We start from the raw sequence: 17,701 nt of genomic DNA, 5'->3' as shown, positions 1-17,701 counted from the left end.
ACATGGATCGGACACCCGCTGTCGTCTTCAGTGGGTGACCCGGCTCGGGGCAGGTAAACGGGCCGACGGGGGGTACACCACAGGCCACGGAATCGTCGGACGGTGCGTCTGGGGCGCGTGAGGAGCGAGGAATGACCCAGGAGGTCGTGTCACTGGGGTGGGCCGTGCTGATCACGGGCGGCGTCATGGCGGCGGCGCTGGTGCTGCATCCCGTCAGTGAGCGCACCCGGGTGCCGGCGCCCGCGTTCTTCCTGATCGCGGCGGCGGTGGTGTCGGACTTCGTGCCTGGGCTGCGGGAGGTCCCGATCGAGCTGGTCCAGCAACTGGTCACGATCGCCCTGGTGTTCATCCTGTTCGACGGCGGCATCTCGCTGGGCTGGCGGCGGCTGCGGCCGTCGCTGGCGGCAGCGTCCTGGATGGGGCTGGCCGGCACGGTGGTGATCGCGGCGGCGACGGGCTCGCTGGCCCATGTGCTGCTGGGGTTCGACTGGCTGCCGGCGCTGCTGCTGGGGGTGGCGCTGGCGCCGACCGATCCGGCGGCGGTGTTCTCCGCGCTCGGCCGCCGGGAGATCCCGGGGCGGGCGGGCACCCTGCTGAACGGCGAGGCGGGCCTGAACGACCCGGCGGGCATCGCCCTGCTGGCCGGCCTGCTGGAGCTCGGCGGCCGGACGGGCGGGGCGGCGGTCGGCCATGTCGCCTGGGTGTTCGCGGTGCAGATCGTCGTCGGGGCGGTCGTCGGGGTCGTGGGCGGGCTGGCACTGCCCCGGTTCCTGCGCCTGGTCCCGCTGCCCGGGCAGGGGCTGTACGCGCTCGCCGCGATGGCGGGCGCGCTCGGGGTGTACGGGCTGGCCACGGTGGCGCACGGCTCGGGGTTCCTGGCGGTGTTCGTCACCGGGCTGCTGCTGGCCGGGCACGGGGTGCCCTTCGAGCGGGAGATCGACCGGTTCCACGACGCGCTGGCCAGCCTCGGGGAGATCGCCGCGTTCACGGCTCTGGGGCTGACGGCCACCGTCGGGGACTTCGACGAGCTGGGGGCGTGGTCCGACGGCGCGGTCATGGCGGCGGTGACGCTTCTCCTGGTGCGGCCGGTGGTGATTCCGCTGATGCTGTGGCCGGTTCGCATCCGGGCGGGCGAGCGGGTGTTCCTGGGGCTGGCGGGGCTGAAGGGTGCCGTGCCGATCCTGCTCGGCAGCTTCCTGTTCACCGAGCACGCCGAGCACGGCACGTCGATCTACGCCATCGTCTTCGTCGTGGTGGCCGCGTCCGTCGTCCTCCAGGGCACGCTGATCCCCTGGCTCGCCCGGCGCTGCGGGGTGTCGCTGCAGACGACGCCGCTGCGGCCCTGGCCCCTGGGCATCCGCTTCCGGTCCCCGCCGGACGGGGTGCGCCGCTGCCGGGTCCGGACCGGGGCCCCGGCGGAGGAGTCCCCGATCGAGGACCTCGACCTGCCGGACGCGGTCTGGGTGGCCCTCGTCATCCGCGACGGGCAGTTGCTCTCCCTGCGCCCGGGTACGCGACTGCGCGCCGACGACGAGGTGGTGCTGATCACGGACCCGGAGACGGACATACCGCGGGAAGCCGTCAAGAAGGTGTTCGGCGGCGTGTGAGAAGGAGGCACGCGGCCGTGGCCGTGCGCCGGGTTTCAGGGGGGCCAGGTCGGCCTACTCCCCCGGTGCGGAGGTCGTGCCGGCTTCTGGGGTCGGCGGAGAGGCAGGGAAACGTATGGTTCGGGCTCGCAGGGGAGGCGTCCGGATGCGTCGGCGGGGCGGGCCGGTCGGTGTGGCGCTGGTGGCTGCCGCGTTGGTGGTGGCCGGCTGTGACGGGCCGCCGCCCGCCGAGCGGTCGGAGGTGTTCCCGCAGGTGGAGGTCCGCTTCGACCGTGCCGTGCGCAAGGCGCTCGACGAGGTGCCCGAGAGCAGGCTGCTGTCGGTCGGGCTGCGCGAGCCGTCCGAGACGAAGCCCGTATGGCGCACCGAGGTCGCCACGCCGGACGGCGCGGTGCGCGTGGTGCGCGTCGACGCCACCCTCGGCCGGCTGCTGGGCAGCCCCGAGCCCGCAGACCGGCGGGTGGACGCCGAGGCCCGCACGTCGGCCCTGGTGGAGAGCGCCCGGATCCTGCCCGAGGAAGCGGCCGAGACGGTCGCCGCGACCGCGATGGAGAGCGAGCACTTCGGCAAGGTGACGGAGGTCCGGCTGGCCAAGGGCGAGAAGGGGCGGACCGTCTGGGTCGTCACCGTGGCGGCCATCGAGCCGGGGCGCACCCACACCTACCAGGTCGACGCGGTGACCTCGGACGTGATCGCCGACCACGCCCCCGCTGCGACCCCGGTGCCCACGCCGGGCCTCGTCACCGGTCCCAGCCGCACCACCGGCCCGCGGTGAGGGGAGGAAGCGCGATGGACGACGGCACGGGCAGGCCCCCGGCGGCACCCGACAGCACCTCTCCCCCGTGGGCCCTGCGGGAGTACGCGGTCCTCGCCGACGGCGAGCGCGGCGCGGTCGTGGACCCGCAGGGGCGGATCGTCTGGCTGTGCGCCCCGCGCTGGCACAGCGACGCGGTGTTCTCCGCGCTGATCGGCGGCACCGGGCACTTCACGGTGCGGCCGGTGGACCCCTGGCACGTGTGGGGCGGCGCCTACGAGGAGGACACCCTGGTCCGGACTCAGCGCTGGGTGACCCCGGACAGTGTGATCGAGTGCCGTGACGCGCTGGCGCTGCCGGCGGCCACCGACCGCCTGGTCCTCCTGCGTCGGATGCGGGTCGTACGGGGCGAGGCGCGGCTGCGCGTGGAGCTGGACGCCCGCCCCGGCTTCGGCGCGCACCGCCTGCGCGACCCCCGTCTGGACGGCGACGTGTGGACGGCGGGCGGCGGCGGCCTGCGGATGCGGCTGCTCGGTGCCCGTTCGGCCGCCTGGGACCCGGAGGCCGGTCTCACCGGCGAGTTCCGTCTGGGCCGGGGCGAGCGGCACGACCTGGTACTGGAGCTCTCCGAGGGGCCCGCGGGCGCCGACGCGCCCCGTCTCGACCCGGACGCCCTGTGGGCCGCCACCGAGCGCGAGTGGCGGCGGGCGGTGCCGGACTGCTCCGCGCTCGCCGCGCCGCGGGACGCCGGGCACGCGTACGCCGTCCTGCTCGGGCTGACCAGCGCGTCGGGCGGCATGGTCGCGGCCGCCACGACGTCCCTGCCGGAGCGCGCCAACTCCGGGCGCAGCTACGACTACCGGTACGCCTGGCTGCGCGACCAGTGCTACGCGGGGCTCGCGGTCGCCGCGCACGGCCCGCACGAGCTGCTCGACACCGCCGTGGGATTCGTCGCGGACCGGATCCTCGCCGACGGCGACCGAGTGCGGCCCGCCTACACGGTGGCCGGGGGGTCGATGCCGCAGGAGCGGTCCCTGCCGCTGCCCGGCTATCCCGGCGGCAGCGACCGGATCGGGAACCAGGCGGCCACCCAGTTCCAGCTCGACACGTTCGGCGAGGCGTTGCAGTTGTTCGCGGCCGCCGCCCGGCACGACCGCCTCACCCCGGAGGCGGAGCGGGCGGCGCGGATCGCGGTGGACGCGGTGGAGCGGCGCTGGACGGAGCCGGACGCCGGCCTGTGGGAGCTGGAGGACCGGTGGTGGACGCACTCGCGGCTGAGCGTGGTGTGCGGGCTGCGCCACATGGCGCGGGTGCTGCCCGGCGGGGACGGCCGGCGCTGCGCCGAGACCGCGGACACCGTGCTGGCGGAGACCCGGCGGCGCTGTCTGCACCCGGACGGGTTCTGGCGGCGGGCCGCCGACGACGACGGCGCCGAGGCGGCGCTGCTGGTCCCGCTGGCCCGGGGCGGGGTGGCCGACGGCGACCCGAGTGCGCGACTGACCCGGGACCGGATCGAGAAGCGGCTCTCCCAGGACGGGTATCTGTACCGATTCGAGCGTCCCGGTGTGCCGCTCGGGGACGCCGAGGGCGCCTTCCTGCTGTGCGGGTTCCACATGGCGCTGGCCACGCACCACCTGGGAGACCGGGTCGGCGCCTTCCGCTGGTTCGAACGGACCCGGGCGGCCTGCGGGCCGCCCGGGCTGTTCGCGGAGGAGTTCGACGTGCGTCAGCGTCAGCTGCGCGGCAACCTGCCCCAGGCGTTCGTCCACGCCCTGCTGCTGGAGTGCGCGGTCCGCCTCGACGACACAGCGGTCCTGCCGCCGTGACCGTGGCCGACGAGCCCGTTGCCGTGCGAGCGCAGCCCGCCGGCGACCGCCGTGGCGGCGGAGCCGGCCAGGGCGGTCGCCAGGGCGATGGGCCGACGGTGCCGGGAGATCCAGTGCTGGACGCTGCGCGGGTGCGCCTCCTCGTCGAAGACGCCGTGCGCACCCCGGTCGTGGCCCCCCGCCCCGTCGGCGGGCTCCCACAGGTTGACCGGGCGGGACGGGTCGAGGGGCTCGCCCGTCTGCTGTGAGTCGTAGCCGGTGCGGGCCAGGTAGCGGTCCAGCAGCCCGGCGGCGACGCGCTGGCCGAGCAGGGTGAGGACGGTGGAGCCGCCGACCCAGTACTCCCGCCGCTTCGGGTGGTCGGCCGCGTACAGGATGCCGCGCGCGGCCACCTCCGGCTGGTAGACCGGCGCGACCGGCCTCGGATGGCGGGCGAGCCGGGACAGCACCCAGCTGAACTGGGGGGTGTTCAGGCCAGGCAGCTGCACCATGGTGACGCGCACCCCGCTGCCGTCGTGCAGCAGTTCGCAGCGCAGGGACTCGGTGAAGCCCTTGATGGCGTGCTTGGCGGCACAGTACACGGACTGCAGGGGCACGCTGCGGTACGCCAGCGCGGAGCCGACCTGCACGATGGTGCCCCGGTCGCGGGGCAGCATGCGTTTCAGGGCGGCCTGGGTGCCGTACACGAAGCCGAGGTAGGTCACCTCGGTGGCCCGGCGGTACTCCTCGGGGCGTACCTCCGTCACCGGCGCGAACACGGTGGAGAAGGCGGCGTTGACCCAGACGTCGATCGGTCCGAGCTCCGCCTCAACGCGTTCGGCGGCGTCGTCGACGGCCTTCGCGTCGGAGACGTCCACCTCCAGGGGGAGGGCCCGGCCGCCCGCCTCGCGCACGTCATGGGCGGCGCCCTCCAGACCTTCCCGGCCGCGGGCGAGCAGTGCCACGCGGGCGCCGCGGGCGGCGAAGGCGCGGGCGGTGGCCCGGCCGGCGCCGCCGCTGGCGCCGGTGATCACGACGACCTGGCCGTCGGAGTCCGTGCGCTGTTCCCCGGTCATCAGCGCCCCCGGCCCGGCAGGTGCTCGGCGTACTGGGTGATCTTCTGGCGTACGCCCTTGGTGGCGATCCCCACCTTCTCGGGGTCGTGCAGGGCGGCCTTGGCGGCCTTCTTTCCCTGGGACTTCATGATGTGCGGCGGGATCGGCGCGATCTCGCGGTCCACCTTGAACTCCAGCACCACCGGCCGGTCGCTGGCCAGCGCCTCGTCCCAGGCCGCCCCGATCTTCTTCGGCTTGTCGCAGACGATGCCCTTCAGGCCGATCAGCTCGGCGTACCCGGCGTAGGAGATGTCGGGGATGGCCTGCGAGCCGGGGTACTTGGGGTCGCCGGCCATCGCGCGCTGCTCCCAGGTGACCTGGTTCAGGTCCTGGTTGTTGAAGACGCAGAAGACGAACGGCGGGGAGCCGCCGAGGCGGTCGAGGTACCGCCTGACGGTGATCATCTCGTTCATGCCGTTCATCTGGAACGCGCCGTCGCCCACGAAGGCGATCACTGGCCGGTCCGGGTAGGCGAACCGTGCGGCGATGGCGTACGGCGTGCCGGGCCCCATGGTGGCCAGGGTGCCGGACAGCGAGGCGTGCATGCCGTGGCGGAGCTTGATGTTGCGGGCCCACCAGTTGGTGCCCGAGCCGGAGTCGGCGGTGAGGATGGCGTTGTCCGGCAGCCGGTCGGAGAGCGCGGAGGCGACGGCCTGCGGGTTGATGACGCCGCCGAAGTGCTGGGCGGCCCACCGCTCGCACAGGTCGTTCCACTCCCTGACGCCCTTCTCGATGCCCTTGCGCCAGGACCGGTCCTCCTTGCGCCGCAGCAGCGGCAGGAGGGCCTTCAGGGTCTCCTTGGAGTCGCCGACGAGGTGTGCGTCCATCGGGTAGCGGATGCCGATCATGCGGCCGTCGATGTCGATCTCGACGCCGCGTGCCTGGCCTTCGTCGGGCAGCCACTCGGAGTACGGGAAGCTGGTGCCGACCATCAGCAGGGTGTCGCAGCCGCGGATCATGTCGTCGCTGGGCTTGCTGCCGAGCAGGCCGATGGGGCCGGTGACGAACGGCAGGTCGTCGGGGAGCACCTCGCGGCCCAGCAGGGCCTTGGCGACGCCGGCGCCGAGCAGTTCGGCGACTTCGAGGACCTCGGACTCGGCCTCGGCGGCGCCCTGGCCGACGAGCATGGCGACCTTCTCGCCCTCGTTGAGGATGTCGGCGGCCTTGCGCAGCTCGCCGGGGTCGGGCAGGACCCGCGGGCGGCTCCAGCCGACGCTGGAGAACACCGAGCCGTGCTGTTTGGGCGGGGAGGGCTGGGCGTCCGCCTCCTGGATGTCCTCCGGGATGATGACGGTGGCGACACCGCGCGTGGTCAGCGCGGTCTTGAACGCCCTGTCGATGACGTGTCGGGCCTGCCCGGGGTGCACCACCGTCTCGCAGTACTCGGAGACGTCGGCGAACAGCCGGTCGAGGTGGACTTCCTGCTGGTAGTGCGCGCCGAGGCTGAGCCGCTTCTGCTGGCCGACCAGGGCGACCACCGGCTGGTGGTCGAGTTTGGCGTCGTAGAGCCCGTTGAGCAGGTGGATGGCGCCCGGCCCGGAGGTGGCGGTGCAGCAGCCCACCTCGCCGGTGAACTTGGCGTGGGCGCACGCCATGAAGGCGGCCATCTCCTCGTGCCTGACCTGGATGAACTCCGGATCGCCCGAGGCGCGGTCGAAGGCGCCGAGCATCCCGTTGATGCCGTCGCCCGGATATCCGTACACGCGGTGCACGCCCCACTCGGTCAGGCGCTGCAGCACGTAGTCGGCGACTTCGGTCATGGACTTCTCCTGAACACCCGGTGAGAACGTCGGATGTGTTTGAGTTGCCGTCCCGGTGCCCGGTAAACCGCCGCGGCCCCCTCCCGCGGGTGATGTCCTGGCAAAACTCGCATGATGCGCGCCCGCCGGGGCACCCGGCCCGGCTCTTCCCCCTCGCGCCGCGCCGGTCAGGGGCCGGCCAGGGGGTTGGGCAGGGGCCGGTATCGGGCGGCGGCGCCGTCCGCGCCCGTCCAGCGCAGCAGCAGGTTGGTCTTGGCGGGCAGAGCGGGCGCGGTGAGCAGGGCGGCCGCCTCGGGCAGCCCGTGCGCGGCCAGCTCGTGGCGTACGGCCGGCCAGGGGTCGAGGCCGGGATGGTGCTCGGCGAGGGCGCCGGCGACCTCCATGAGGTGGTTGACGACCAGGCAGTACACCAGGCGCTCCCAGCCGGCCGCCCGGGACACCTCGGGCAGCAGCTTCACGCCCTCGGCGTCCCGGAACAGGGCCTGGGCCGGCGTGCCGGCGGCGTCGACGGCGACCAGGGTGTTCTGCAGGTGCGCCTCCAGGACGACGCCGTGGTCGGCGAAGGCGGTCAGGGCGGGCGGCACGACGGCGCGCACGTACGCCGCCCACCACGCCGCCGGATCGGCGGCGTCGGGCAGCGGGCTGCCCTCGAAGCCCTCCACCAGTCCGGCGGCGAGCAGCGGGGTGGTGCCGGGCAGGGTGTGGCCGCGCAGCCCGTCGCGGACCAGGACGGCGAGTTCCTCGAAGGCGAACCGCGCGGTGCGCCAGCCGCGGTCGCTGAGCCAGGCAGCGTCGCCGGGGGCCGCGGCCAGGGCGCGGGCGACGGCCTCGTCGGTGCGGCGGGTACGCAGCAGGTCGTGGCGCCACAGCCGGCGCACGTCGTTGGTGATCCGCACGTCGAGGCTGAACTTCACGAACACGTCGGCCGCGGGCGCGTACAGGGTGCGTACGGCGGCCGTGGGCCAGGCGGTGGGGCCGGTGGTACCGAGGCGGAGCAAGCGGCCGTCGGCGAAGGCGGGCGCGAGGTCGGCGCCGGTCAGGTCGAGCTGCCAGGGGTGGGCGGGCAGCAGCCGGTAGCCGGGCGGGGCGGCGCCGAGCGCGTCGAGCGCGGAGGTGTCGCCGTCCTCGGCGACCTGGTCCTCCCGTACGGCGAGCAGGGTGAGCGGGAAGCGGGCGTGCGCCTCGGGGGCGTAGGGCAGCCAGCCGGCGACCGGCCCGCCGCCGCGCGCCTTGGGGGCGGGGTGGTGGGGGTGGCCGCTGACGAGGGACTGCTCGGAGCGCAGGTACGGGTCGGCGGGCGGTTCGGTGCGCGCGCGGGCGGCGAGAAGCGCGGCGAGGGCGGCCCGGCTGTCCAGCATCTCGGCGGGCAGTTCGTGGTTGGACAGCCCGGTGTGCCGGCGCAGCACCTCGGCGGTCAGCTTGACCAGCTCGCCGTGGCCGAGTCGGTGCCAGCGGCCGTCGGCGTACACCTCGGGCTCGGCGGGCCGCCGGGTGCCGCGCACCCGCAGCAGCCGCCCGCCGGGCAGCCGGTAGGTGCGCCGGGTGCGGGACGCCGCGCCGCCGGGTGGGGTTCCGGCCGGTTCGGGCAGTGGTTCGGCGACCTCTCTCAGCAGGCAGTTCAACAGGGGCGCCGCCGCGTGGGCGTCGGCGGCGTCGGGGGCCGGCACGGGGTCGGCGGGTGGGGGGGTGCGGTCCACGCGTTCCACTCGTTCCCTACGGTTCATTCGGGCGGAGACGATCAGTATCGCTGTCGTCACGGCCCCGCCGTGTCGTCGTAACCCGTACCCGAGGGAGCCCGTCCGTGCACCGTCCCCCCGCCGCCGAGGCCGAAGTGGCCGCGGAACTGGCCGATCTGCGCCCCGTTCTCGGCCCCCGGTACGCGGCCGCGCTGCCCGGTGCCCGCGCCGCCGTGCTGAGCCGCCTGTGGCGGGCGCTGACCCATGAGCCGCTGCCGTGGGTGACCGGCCGCGAGCGCGGCCGGGACGGCCTCACGCTGCGGCTGGCCGACGGCCGGCGGCTGCACGGCCCGCACCCGGACCCGTACGCGACGGCCGGGTACGTCACGGCCGTCGGTCTGGACGGCACGGAGTACGACGCCCCGGACCGGCTGATGACGGACCTGCGGGTGCCGCACGGCGCGGGCTTCGCCGCCGAACTCGGGCACAGCGTCGCTTCGCTCGCCCTGTCCCGGGCGGCGCGCCCGACGCGGCCGGACGCCTGGCCCGCGACCGACTGGGAGTGGGAGCGGCGGGTGGTCGACGGGCACCCGTACCACCCGAGCTGCCGTTCGCGGCCCGGCTTCTCGGTTGCCGAGCAGCTGGCGTACGGGCCGGAGCACGGGCCGGTGGTGCGGTTGGGGCTGCTGCCGGTGGCGGCGGCCGAGTGCCGGGTGGCGGGGGTGTGGCCGGCGTGGCTGAGGGACGGGGAGCGGCTGCTGCTGCCGGTGCACCCCTGGCAGGCCGCGCACGTGCTGAAGCGGACCTGCGCGGAGGGCTTCGAGGCCCGTCCGCTGATGTCGCTGCGGACCCTGGCGGTGCCGGACGGACCGCATGTGAAGACGTCGCTGAGCGCACGGCTGACGTCGTCGGTGCGGGACATCTCCGTGGCGTCGGTGCTCGACTCGGCCGGCCTGTCGGCCTTCGCCGAGACCCTGGCGGCCCGCACGGACGGCGCGCTGCACGTGACGCGCACGCTGGGCGCGGCCACGGCGGGCTCCCCCGACCTGGGCGCCGTGTGGCGGGAGTCGCCGCGCGTGCACGCGGAGGCCGGCGAGCACGTCGTGCCGGTGGCCGCCCTGGCCACCACCGCGCTGCCGGGCGACCCGGGCTGGCTCGCGGACCTGGCGCGTCTCGCCCTCACCGTCGGGCTGCGGCTGCTGGAGCTGGGCGTGGCGCTGGAGGCGCACGGGCAGAACCTGCTGGTCGTACTGGGGCCGTCGGGTGAGCCCCGCCGCCTGGTCTACCGGGACCTCGCAGATATCCGGGTCAGTCCGGCCCGGCTCGCGCGGCACGGGGTACCGGTGCCGGAGCTGCCGGCGCGGATCGTCACGGACGACGCGACGGCCCTGCGCCGCAAGCTGTTCGGCTCGCTGGTGGGCGGTGCGCTGGCGGGCGTGGCGGGCGGCCGCGAGGCCCTGCGCGCGGCCCTGGGGCCGGCCGTGCGGGACCTGCCGCGCACCCCGGACGTGGTGGCGCTGTGCGAGGAGCCGCTGCCGGTGAAGGCGCTGACGGTGATGCGGCTGTCGCACGGGGCGACCGGCGACCGGTGGACCACGCTGCCCAACCCCTTGTCGGCGTCCGGTTCCTGACCCCGTTTTGATGCGGGGCACCCGGCATCAATAGGATCCGCCGATGATCAGAACACAACGGCTGGCGGCGGGCGTGTGCGCCCTGTTCGCCGCGCTGGCGGCCGGGATAGCGGTCCCGGGCGAGGCGGCCGCCGACGAGATGAGCGCACGCGCGCCGAAGGTCGACCTGGTGCTCGACGTCAGCGGCTCGATGCGCACCAAGGACATCGACGGCGGAACCCGCATGGCGGCGGCGAAGCAGGCGTTCAACGAGGTGCTGGACGCGACGCCCGAGGAGGTCCAGCTCGGCATCCGCACGCTGGGCGCCAACTACCCGGGGGACGACCGGAAGACGGGCTGCAAGGACACCGCGCAGCTGTATCCGGTCGGCCCCCTGGACCGCACCGAGGCGAAGACCGCGGTGGCCACCCTGCAGCCCACGGGGTGGACGCCGATCGGTCCGGCGCTGCTGAAGGCGGCCGACGACCTGGAGGGCGGCACCGGTTCCAAGCGGATCGTGCTGATCAGTGACGGCGAGGACACCTGCGCGCCGCTCGATCCGTGCGAGGTGGCGCGGGAGATCGCCGCCAAGGGCATCGGCATGACGATCGACACGCTGGGCCTGGTGCCGAACACCAAGCTGCGCAGGCAGCTCAGCTGTATCGCGGAGGCGACCGGCGGGACGTACACCTCGGTCGAGCACACCGACGAACTTGCGGACAAGGTCAACCAGTTGGTGGACCGGGCGGCCGACCCGGTGGTGACGCCGGTCGCCGTCGAGGGCGCGTCGTCGTGCGAGAAGGCACCGGCGCTGAAGTCGGGTCTGTACACCGACCGCGAGGAGTTCGGCCAGCAGCGGTGGTACCGGGTGGACGTCGAGCCGGGTCAGGAGCTGCGCGCCTCGGTGAGCGTCGCCGCGGACCGCGTCATGAACCCCGACTACGGGGTGCTGCTGCGGGCGATCACCACGCACGGCCGGGAGATCGTGCGCGGTGAGGCCGCGGGCAACGGCCGCACCGACGTGATCTCGACCGGGCTGCGCTACCCGCGCCCGGACGGCGACGACGACGCTCCGGCGGAGACGGTGTGCCTGCTGGTGACGAACTCCTTCTCGGCGGCCTCGGGTGTGAAGACCACGCCGGGCATGCCGGTGGAGCTGACCGTGGACGTGGTCGACGGTCCGTCGTCCGCGGACGACGTGGCGTCCTTCGGTCTCGGCCGGGGCTGGTGGCTGCTCGGCCTGCTGGTGCTGGTGGGCTTCCTGGCGGGTCTGATCTGGGGCTGGCTGTCGCGCTGGCGTGTCGCGGTGTGGAGGACCAACTGATGCGGATCACACGCGCCCTGGGCGCGGCTCTCGTCCTGGTCGGCCTGGCGGCGGCGCCCGCCGCGGCCGACGCCTCACCGTCCGCGAGCCCGTCCCAGGGGTCGTCCGCGCCGACCTCGGCGGGCACGTCGTTCCGTTCGGCGGCGGAGATCGACCAGGGGGAGACCGCCACGGCGAGCGCCTCCGCGGGTGACTACCTGTACTGGTCCTTCCCCGCCGACGCGGGTCAGCGGCCCACCGTGAAGGCCACGGTGAAGCTGCCCGAGTCGCACGCGGCGCAGACCTGGCAGGTCGACGTGTACGACGGCCTGCGGCGCCGCCAGGCGTGCCAGTACGGCGCCCAGAAGCGCACGGCGGGCCAGGGCACTGCCACGGTCGAACTGGCCTGCGTGCTGCGGACGGTGCGGGCCTGGTCGGAGGCGTGGGCCAACGACCCGCTGCCGGGCACCTACTACGTCCGGCTCACGACGGTCGGCCTCGGCGCGGACGACCTGGGCCAGCCGGTGCAGGCCGAACTGCGGGTCGACTCCAAGGACATCGGCGGCGCGGCGGCGGTCGACGGATGGCTGGCCGAGCCGCTGGTGCCGGGCATCGCCGCCCGGCCGGAGAAGGAGGAGGACGACGACACGGCGTCGGCCGTGCTGTCGAGCATCGAGCCGGACGACGGCTGGTCGTCGGGCTGGTGGTCCGACCGGTGGGTGTGGACGGGGATCGGAGCGGTTCTCGCTGCGCTGGCGGGTATCGGCGGTTACACGTTGACCCGGGGTGCCGGGCGGCCCGGTCGGGTGCCGTCGGGCGGCTGATGTCGTGTCAGGAGGCCCGCCGTGCGCGTACCCGTGCGGCGGGCCTCCGGTGTGTCGCGCGGGTGCGGCGCCGTTGTGGTTGATCGCGCAGTTCCCCGCGCCCCTAAAGGGCCTGCTGCCGCAGGGCCTTGGCCAGGGTGCCCTCGCCCGTCACCTCGGCCCGGCCCTCCCGCACCGCCTGCGGCAGGCCGGTGTCGCCCCGGCTGACGGCCTCCCACGTACCGGCGTCCAGCACGAGGCGCGCGTCGGGCTCGCGGGGGGCCGGGCCCTCGCCGTAGACCGGACCGTCCTCCGCGCCGACGTACACGTGGAAGTGGCCCTCTTCGAGGCGCACTTCGACGATCCCCTCGCCCTCCAGGGCGCGCAGCAGGGGCAGGGCGAACCAGTGGGCGCGCACCGCGTCGGTGGGCCGCCGCTCGCCCAGCTCGGCCTGCCCCCACTCCCCCAGCGCCTGCAGGACGGGCAGCAACCGCCGCCCCCGGGACGTCAGTTCGTACACGTACGCCGCGCCGGGCGGGGGCAGCCGACGCCTGGCGGCCAGCCCGTCGCGTTCCATGTCCTTCAGCCGCGAGGCGAGTACGTCGGTGCTCACACCCGGCAGGTCGGCGTGCAGGTCGGTGTAGCGGCGCGGGCCGGCGAGCAGCTCCCGGACGATCAGCAGGGTCCAGCGGTCGCCGACGGTGTCGAGCGCGCGGGCGGCGGAACAGTACTGGTCGTAGCTTCGGCGAGGTGACATGGGACGCAGTCTAGACAAGTGGTTGGACTTTCCAAGCTCCAACTTGGTAAAACCAAGCAACCCCAGTTACCGGAGGGACCCATGGAGTTCCGGCAGTCGAACAAGCTCAGCGAGGTCTGTTACGAGATCCGCGGCCCGGTGATAGAGCACGCCAACGCGCTGGAGGAAGCGGGCCACAGCGTGCTGCGGCTGAACACCGGCAACCCGGCGCTGTTCGGCTTCGAGGCGCCGGAGGAGATCCTCCAGGACATGATCCGCATGCTGCCGCGGGCGCACGGCTACACCGACTCGCGCGGCGTCCTCTCCGCCCGCCGCGCGGTCGCCCAGCGCTACCAGACGCTCGGCCTGGAGGTCGGCGTCGACGACGTGTTCCTCGGCAACGGCGTCTCCGAGCTCGTCTCCATGGCCGTACAGGCGCTGGTCGAGGACGGCGACGAGATCCTGATCCCGGCGCCCGACTTCCCCCTCTGGACGGCGGTGACCACACTGGCCGGCGGCAAGGCGGTCCACTACCTCTGCGACGAGCAGGCGGAGTGGTACCCGGATCTGGCCGACATGGAGTCGAAGATCACCGACCGCACCAAGGCGGTCGTCCTCATCAACCCCAACAACCCGACCGGCGCGGTCTATCCCAAGGAGATCGTCGAGGGCGTCCTCGACCTGGCGCGCCGCCACGGCCTGATGGTCTTCGCCGACGAGATCTACGACCAGATCCTCTACGACGACGCCGTGCACCACTCGGCCGCCGCGCTCGCCCCCGACCTGGTGGTGCTCACCTTCTGCGGCCTGTCGAAGACGTACCGGGTGGCGGGCTTCCGCTCGGGCTGGCTCGTGGTGACCGGCCCCAAGCAGCACGCGAAGGACTACCTGGAGGGCCTGACCATGCTGGCCTCCATGCGGCTGTGCGCCAACGCCCCCGCCCAGTACGCCATCCAGGCCGCACTCGGCGGCCGCCAGTCGATCCGCGAACTGACCGAGCCGGGCGGCAGGTTGCGCGAGCAGCGGGACGTGGCCTGGGAGAAGCTGAACGAGATCCCCGGGGTGTCCTGCGTGAAACCGAAGGGCGCGCTGTACGCCTTCCCGCGCATCGACCCCAAGGTGCACCCCATCCACGACGACGAGAAGTTCGTCCTCGACCTGCTGCTGCGCGAGAAGATCCAGGTGGTCCAGGGCACCGGCTTCAACTGGCCGACCCCGGACCACTTCCGCATCCTCACCCTCCCCCACGCGGACGACCTGGAGGCGGCGATCGGCCGGATCGGGCGGTTCCTGAGCGGGTACCGGCAGTAGGGCGGCCGGTCCGGCTCCGGGCCGACAGCGGCCTTCACCTCAGCGCGACCTCGCACCACACCGTCTTCGTACACGGGTCGTCGCAGATCGTCCCCCAGCGGGTGGACAGGGCCTCGACCAGGAGCAGGCCCCGGCCGGACTCGCCGGAGGCCGGCGGGAGCGCCCCGGGGGCGGGCGGGCGCCGGTCCGGGCGGGTGTCCGTCACCTCGACGCGCAGGCTGGGCCCCGCCGGGTCGAGGACGAGGCGGAGGCGGAAGTCCCGGCCCGGCGTCGCACCGTGCCGGACGGCGTTGGTGACCAGCTCCGCCACCAGCAGCGTCGCGGTGCGGTGCGCCTCCGCACCGTACGGCCAACCCCACGCGTCCAGTTGTCCGGCGGCCAGGCGGCGGGCCAGGCGGGCACCCCTGCGGGTCGCCGAGAGCTGGAGCGTGAAAGGTGTCGCCCGGTGCGCGATATCGACGTTCATGTCACTCAGCGTGGTCGGCTGACTCTACTCTGAACAGCGGCAACGGCAGTACGCAGCGTCACTGTCCGGTCGCTGTCCGGCGCGGTCCGGGCGGTGTGGGTGGCGTGGCGCGGACGGCACGCGGGAGGTGTCCGGGATGAGTGACGGACTCGTCGACGACGAGGAGTCGGCGGCGGTACTGCGCATGGTCGGCAGGGTCATCAAGACCTGCCGCGAGCGGAAGGGCCTGAAACAGGCCGAGTTGGGCGCGGCCATCGGGTACAGCGACGAGCAGGTGTCGTCGGTGGAACGGGGGCGCCGGGCACCGAGCGCGAAGTTCCTGGAGGAGGCCGACCGGGTTCTGGACGCGGGTGGCCTGATCGACGGGCTCAGGAAGGACGTGGAGCACGCTCGGTATCCGAAGAAGGTCAGGGATCTGGCCAAGTACGAGGCCGAGGCCGTCGAGATCTGTGCCTACGACAACTCCGTGGTCAATGGGCTGTTACAGACGGAGGAGTACCTGAGAGCTGTGTTCGGCTCACGCCGTCCTGCCTTCTCCGAGGAGGAGATGGAGCAACTGGTCGCGGCACGGCTGGCCCGGCAGGAGATCATCCGGGGAGACCAGATGATCCCCGCCTTCAGCTTCGTCCATGATGAGGCTGCCCTGCGGAGGCCCGTCGGGGGCAGAATGGTGTGGCGCCGACAGCTCGAACGGCTGTTGGAGGTGGGGCAGATGCGGAACGTCGAGATTCAGGTGCTGCCCATGGATTGCGAGGACAACGCGGGCCTCGACGGCCCTTTCCACCTTCTGCGGCTGCACGAGGGCACCACAGTGGGGCACAGCGACATCCAACTCGTCAGCCGACTGATCTCGGACCGCAGGGAGATCCAGATCCTTGAGCTGCGCTATGGGATCATCCGAGCTCAGGCCCTCACCCCACGGGAGTCGCTGGCCTTCATCGAGAAACTGCTTGGAGAGACATGAGCCTGAAGCCCACGGCCGGTGTCAGTACCGAACTGGAGTGGTTCAAGAGCAGCCACAGCAATCCCGACGGAGCGGCCTGCGTCGAGGTGGCTTCCGTCCCCGGTACCGTCCACGTCCGCGACTCGAAGCACATACACGGCCCCCGCCTCGCCTTCGAACCCCGCCACTGGGCCGCCTTCCTCACCTACGCCGCCGAGTGAACCGACCGCTCAGCCCCGCGCAGCGGCGGGTCGTCGAGGCGGCCGATCCGGTGACCGGGCGGCTGAAGGCCACGCCCGCGCAACTGGACGCCCTGGTCAGGCGCGGGCTCGCGTTCCGGCACCCCCGGCCGCCGCACGACCACTTCCTCACACCGGCCGGCCATCGGGCGCGGGAAGCCATGAGGACACCGGAGCCGGAACCGGAACCGGTGCCGGTGCCGATCGAGCGCGCGGACACTGGTGGGTTCGCGGCGCGGGTCGGCGGGGAGCAGGACGCGCCCGGTGACCCCGCGGCGCGGGCCCGCGAGGTGCACAGCGCCTGGCAGGGGCTGCTGGAGCTGCGGCGGATGACCAATCCGGACGGTTCGACGCAGCGGCCGTGCGGCTGGGAGCGGGCGCATCTGGTGCGGGCCGCCGCGCTCGCGCTGGAGGCGGCCGGGCACCGGCCCGCCGGTCCGGACGGCGACGGCTACCGGGTGCGGGAGACACCGCAGCCGGAGGCCGTGGCGGTCGGCGGGCCGGGCGGGGAGTTCCTGCGGGCGTGCGCGGGCACGCTGGAGGGGGCCGGGTGGCAGGTCGGTGAGCACACGGACCCGCGGTCGCGGCAGCGGTATCTGCTCGCCTCGCCACGCCGGACCTGACCGGCATGTCAAGATCGGTGAGTCATGCACCGACCGCGTGAAAGGGAAGCAGTGAGCGAACCGTTCTCCGTCCGGGTGACCGTCCGCGGCTACGAGACCGACGTACAGGGCCACCTCAACCAGAGCGTGTACATCAACTACGCCGAGCACGCTCGCTGGTCGCTGCTCCAGGCGGCCGGCATCAGCCAGGCCGACATGGTCGGCACGGGCGTGGGCCCGGTCGCACTGGAGACCACCATCCGCTACCGGCGTGAACTGCTGGCAGGCGACGAGGTCGACGTGACGTGCGTCTTCGAGTGGGGCGGAGGCAAGACCTTCCGCATCGAGCAGCTCATCCGCAAGACGGACGGCACGGTCGCCGCCGAGATCACGGCGGTGGGCGGGCTGCTGGACCTGAAGGAGCGGCGGATGGTGGCCGACCCGCAGGACTACTTCAGGAAACTGGCCACCGACCTGAGCCTGTTCGGTCTCTGAACATACCCGTTGAGGGTGGGCCACGGGTCGGACAGGCGCCCCGGCGGAACGGACCGCGGGGGCCCTCGCCGAGCGTCAGGAGTCTCACGCGAAGTCCAGGTCGCTCGAAATGTCGATCAGCACAGTTCTTGATCGACATTTCGAGCACGGCATAGCGTCAGGACGGTGGAAACTACGCACCGGCCCGCCGCCCGGGTCATCTGCCTTGACGCCGCCAACCGCCTGCTTCTTCTGCACTGGCGGGACCCGTTCGACGGAACGTGGCTCTGGGAGCCCCCCGGTGGCGGTATCGAGTCCGGCGAAACGCCGCTGGTGACGGCGCGACGTGAACGGGCCGAGGAAACCGGACTCGACCCGGCTGCCGTCCTTGACCGGTCGGTGCTCGACGCCCTCGTGCCAGACGGTCCGTGGTGTGATCGTGCATGAGCTGCGGCCTCCCCTTTCCGTTTCCGTATCGTTGGCGCGAAGGTCGCTCA

At 73.4% G+C, this 17,701-nt stretch carries 17 protein-coding genes; 12 read left to right on the top strand and 5 right to left on the bottom strand.

The window, feature by feature from the left end; translation table 11 throughout:
- The first annotated feature begins 131 nt into the window (after positions 1-131).
- From AC3ET3_RS14370 to AC3ET3_RS14360, 3 genes are all read left to right on the top strand, one after another.
- A complete protein-coding gene (locus AC3ET3_RS14370) occupies positions 132-1,607 on the top strand; it encodes a cation:proton antiporter domain-containing protein (protein WP_432133745.1) in 1,476 nt (491 codons plus the stop codon).
- Positions 1,608-1,752: 145 nt separating this feature from the next.
- Positions 1,753-2,382: a PepSY domain-containing protein gene (locus tag AC3ET3_RS14365; protein ID WP_432133744.1), complete on the top strand. Its 630-nt coding sequence runs from the start codon at positions 1,753-1,755 to the stop codon at positions 2,380-2,382.
- Between the two features lie 14 nt (positions 2,383-2,396).
- Positions 2,397-4,187: a glycoside hydrolase family 15 protein gene (locus tag AC3ET3_RS14360; RefSeq protein WP_432156457.1), complete on the top strand. Its 1,791-nt coding sequence runs from the start codon at positions 2,397-2,399 to the stop codon at positions 4,185-4,187.
- Here AC3ET3_RS14360 and AC3ET3_RS14355 read toward each other — a convergent pair.
- The 3 genes from AC3ET3_RS14355 to AC3ET3_RS14345 form a co-directional block, all read right to left on the bottom strand.
- A complete protein-coding gene (locus AC3ET3_RS14355; protein WP_435612254.1) occupies positions 4,094-5,242 on the bottom strand; it encodes an SDR family oxidoreductase in 1,149 nt (382 codons plus the stop codon). The genes AC3ET3_RS14360 and AC3ET3_RS14355 overlap by 94 nt on opposite strands.
- On the bottom strand, positions 5,242-7,041 hold the full coding sequence (locus tag AC3ET3_RS14350; RefSeq protein WP_432133741.1) for a thiamine pyrophosphate-requiring protein: 1,800 nt from the start codon (positions 7,039-7,041) through the stop codon (positions 5,242-5,244). Before AC3ET3_RS14350 ends, AC3ET3_RS14355 begins: the two co-directional genes overlap by 1 nt.
- A 167-nt stretch (positions 7,042-7,208) precedes the next feature.
- A complete protein-coding gene (locus AC3ET3_RS14345; protein ID WP_432156458.1) occupies positions 7,209-8,747 on the bottom strand; it encodes an IucA/IucC family protein in 1,539 nt (512 codons plus the stop codon).
- A 95-nt stretch (positions 8,748-8,842) separates the two neighbouring features.
- Here AC3ET3_RS14345 and AC3ET3_RS14340 point away from each other — a divergent pair, with 95 nt between their 5' ends.
- From AC3ET3_RS14340 to AC3ET3_RS14330, 3 genes are read left to right on the top strand one after another with little or no spacing between them, the layout of a single operon-like run.
- Positions 8,843-10,348, top strand: a complete 1,506-nt coding sequence (locus tag AC3ET3_RS14340) for an IucA/IucC family protein (RefSeq protein ID WP_435612253.1) — start codon at positions 8,843-8,845, stop codon at positions 10,346-10,348.
- 43 nt (positions 10,349-10,391) lie between these two features.
- Positions 10,392-11,651 carry a VWA domain-containing protein gene (locus tag AC3ET3_RS14335; protein WP_435612252.1) on the top strand — a complete coding sequence of 420 codons (1,260 nt, stop codon included), beginning with the start codon at positions 10,392-10,394 and terminating at the stop codon, positions 11,649-11,651.
- Complete coding sequence (locus AC3ET3_RS14330; protein ID WP_432156460.1) at positions 11,651-12,454, top strand: hypothetical protein; 804 nt, start codon at positions 11,651-11,653, stop codon at positions 12,452-12,454. The genes AC3ET3_RS14335 and AC3ET3_RS14330 overlap by 1 nt, the downstream gene beginning before the upstream one ends.
- A gap of 103 nt (positions 12,455-12,557) precedes the next feature.
- On the opposite strand, the gene AC3ET3_RS14325 is transcribed toward AC3ET3_RS14330, so the two are convergent.
- Complete coding sequence (locus tag AC3ET3_RS14325; protein WP_432137072.1) at positions 12,558-13,190, bottom strand: winged helix-turn-helix transcriptional regulator; 633 nt, start codon at positions 13,188-13,190, stop codon at positions 12,558-12,560.
- An 81-nt stretch (positions 13,191-13,271) separates the two neighbouring features.
- On the opposite strand from AC3ET3_RS14325, the gene AC3ET3_RS14320 reads away from it, so the two are divergent.
- Complete coding sequence (locus AC3ET3_RS14320; RefSeq protein ID WP_432137071.1) at positions 13,272-14,480, top strand: pyridoxal phosphate-dependent aminotransferase; 1,209 nt, start codon at positions 13,272-13,274, stop codon at positions 14,478-14,480.
- A gap of 34 nt (positions 14,481-14,514) precedes the next feature.
- Here AC3ET3_RS14320 and AC3ET3_RS14315 read toward each other — a convergent pair whose 3' ends face one another.
- A complete protein-coding gene (locus AC3ET3_RS14315; protein ID WP_435612251.1) occupies positions 14,515-14,946 on the bottom strand; it encodes an ATP-binding protein in 432 nt (143 codons plus the stop codon).
- A gap of 136 nt (positions 14,947-15,082) precedes the next feature.
- Between AC3ET3_RS14315 and AC3ET3_RS14310 the strand changes: the two genes are divergently transcribed.
- The 5 genes from AC3ET3_RS14310 (at position 15,083) to AC3ET3_RS14290 (ending at position 17,651) form a co-directional block, all read left to right on the top strand.
- The gene (locus AC3ET3_RS14310; RefSeq protein ID WP_435612250.1) at positions 15,083-15,910 is read left to right on the top strand and encodes a helix-turn-helix domain-containing protein; all 828 of its coding nucleotides are present in this window, start codon (positions 15,083-15,085) and stop codon (positions 15,908-15,910) included.
- Positions 15,907-16,110, top strand: a complete 204-nt coding sequence (locus AC3ET3_RS14305; RefSeq protein ID WP_435612249.1) for a DUF397 domain-containing protein — start codon at positions 15,907-15,909, stop codon at positions 16,108-16,110. The genes AC3ET3_RS14310 and AC3ET3_RS14305 overlap by 4 nt, the downstream gene beginning before the upstream one ends.
- Positions 16,107-16,751, top strand: a complete 645-nt coding sequence (locus AC3ET3_RS14300; RefSeq protein ID WP_435612248.1) for a hypothetical protein — start codon at positions 16,107-16,109, stop codon at positions 16,749-16,751. The genes AC3ET3_RS14305 and AC3ET3_RS14300 overlap by 4 nt, the downstream gene beginning before the upstream one ends.
- 51 nt (positions 16,752-16,802) lie before the next feature.
- On the top strand, positions 16,803-17,225 hold the full coding sequence (locus tag AC3ET3_RS14295; RefSeq protein ID WP_432137066.1) for an acyl-CoA thioesterase: 423 nt from the start codon (positions 16,803-16,805) through the stop codon (positions 17,223-17,225).
- A gap of 165 nt (positions 17,226-17,390) precedes the next feature.
- Entirely contained in the window at positions 17,391-17,651 is a 261-nt protein-coding gene (locus AC3ET3_RS14290) for an NUDIX domain-containing protein (protein ID WP_435612247.1), read from the top strand.
- Positions 17,652-17,701: the final 50 nt, after the last annotated feature.

This window comes from Streptomyces sp. bgisy159 (assembly GCF_057707805.1).
The sequence above is the reverse complement of the archived record's forward strand: the minus strand, read 5'-3'. Positions and strand labels throughout refer to the sequence as shown.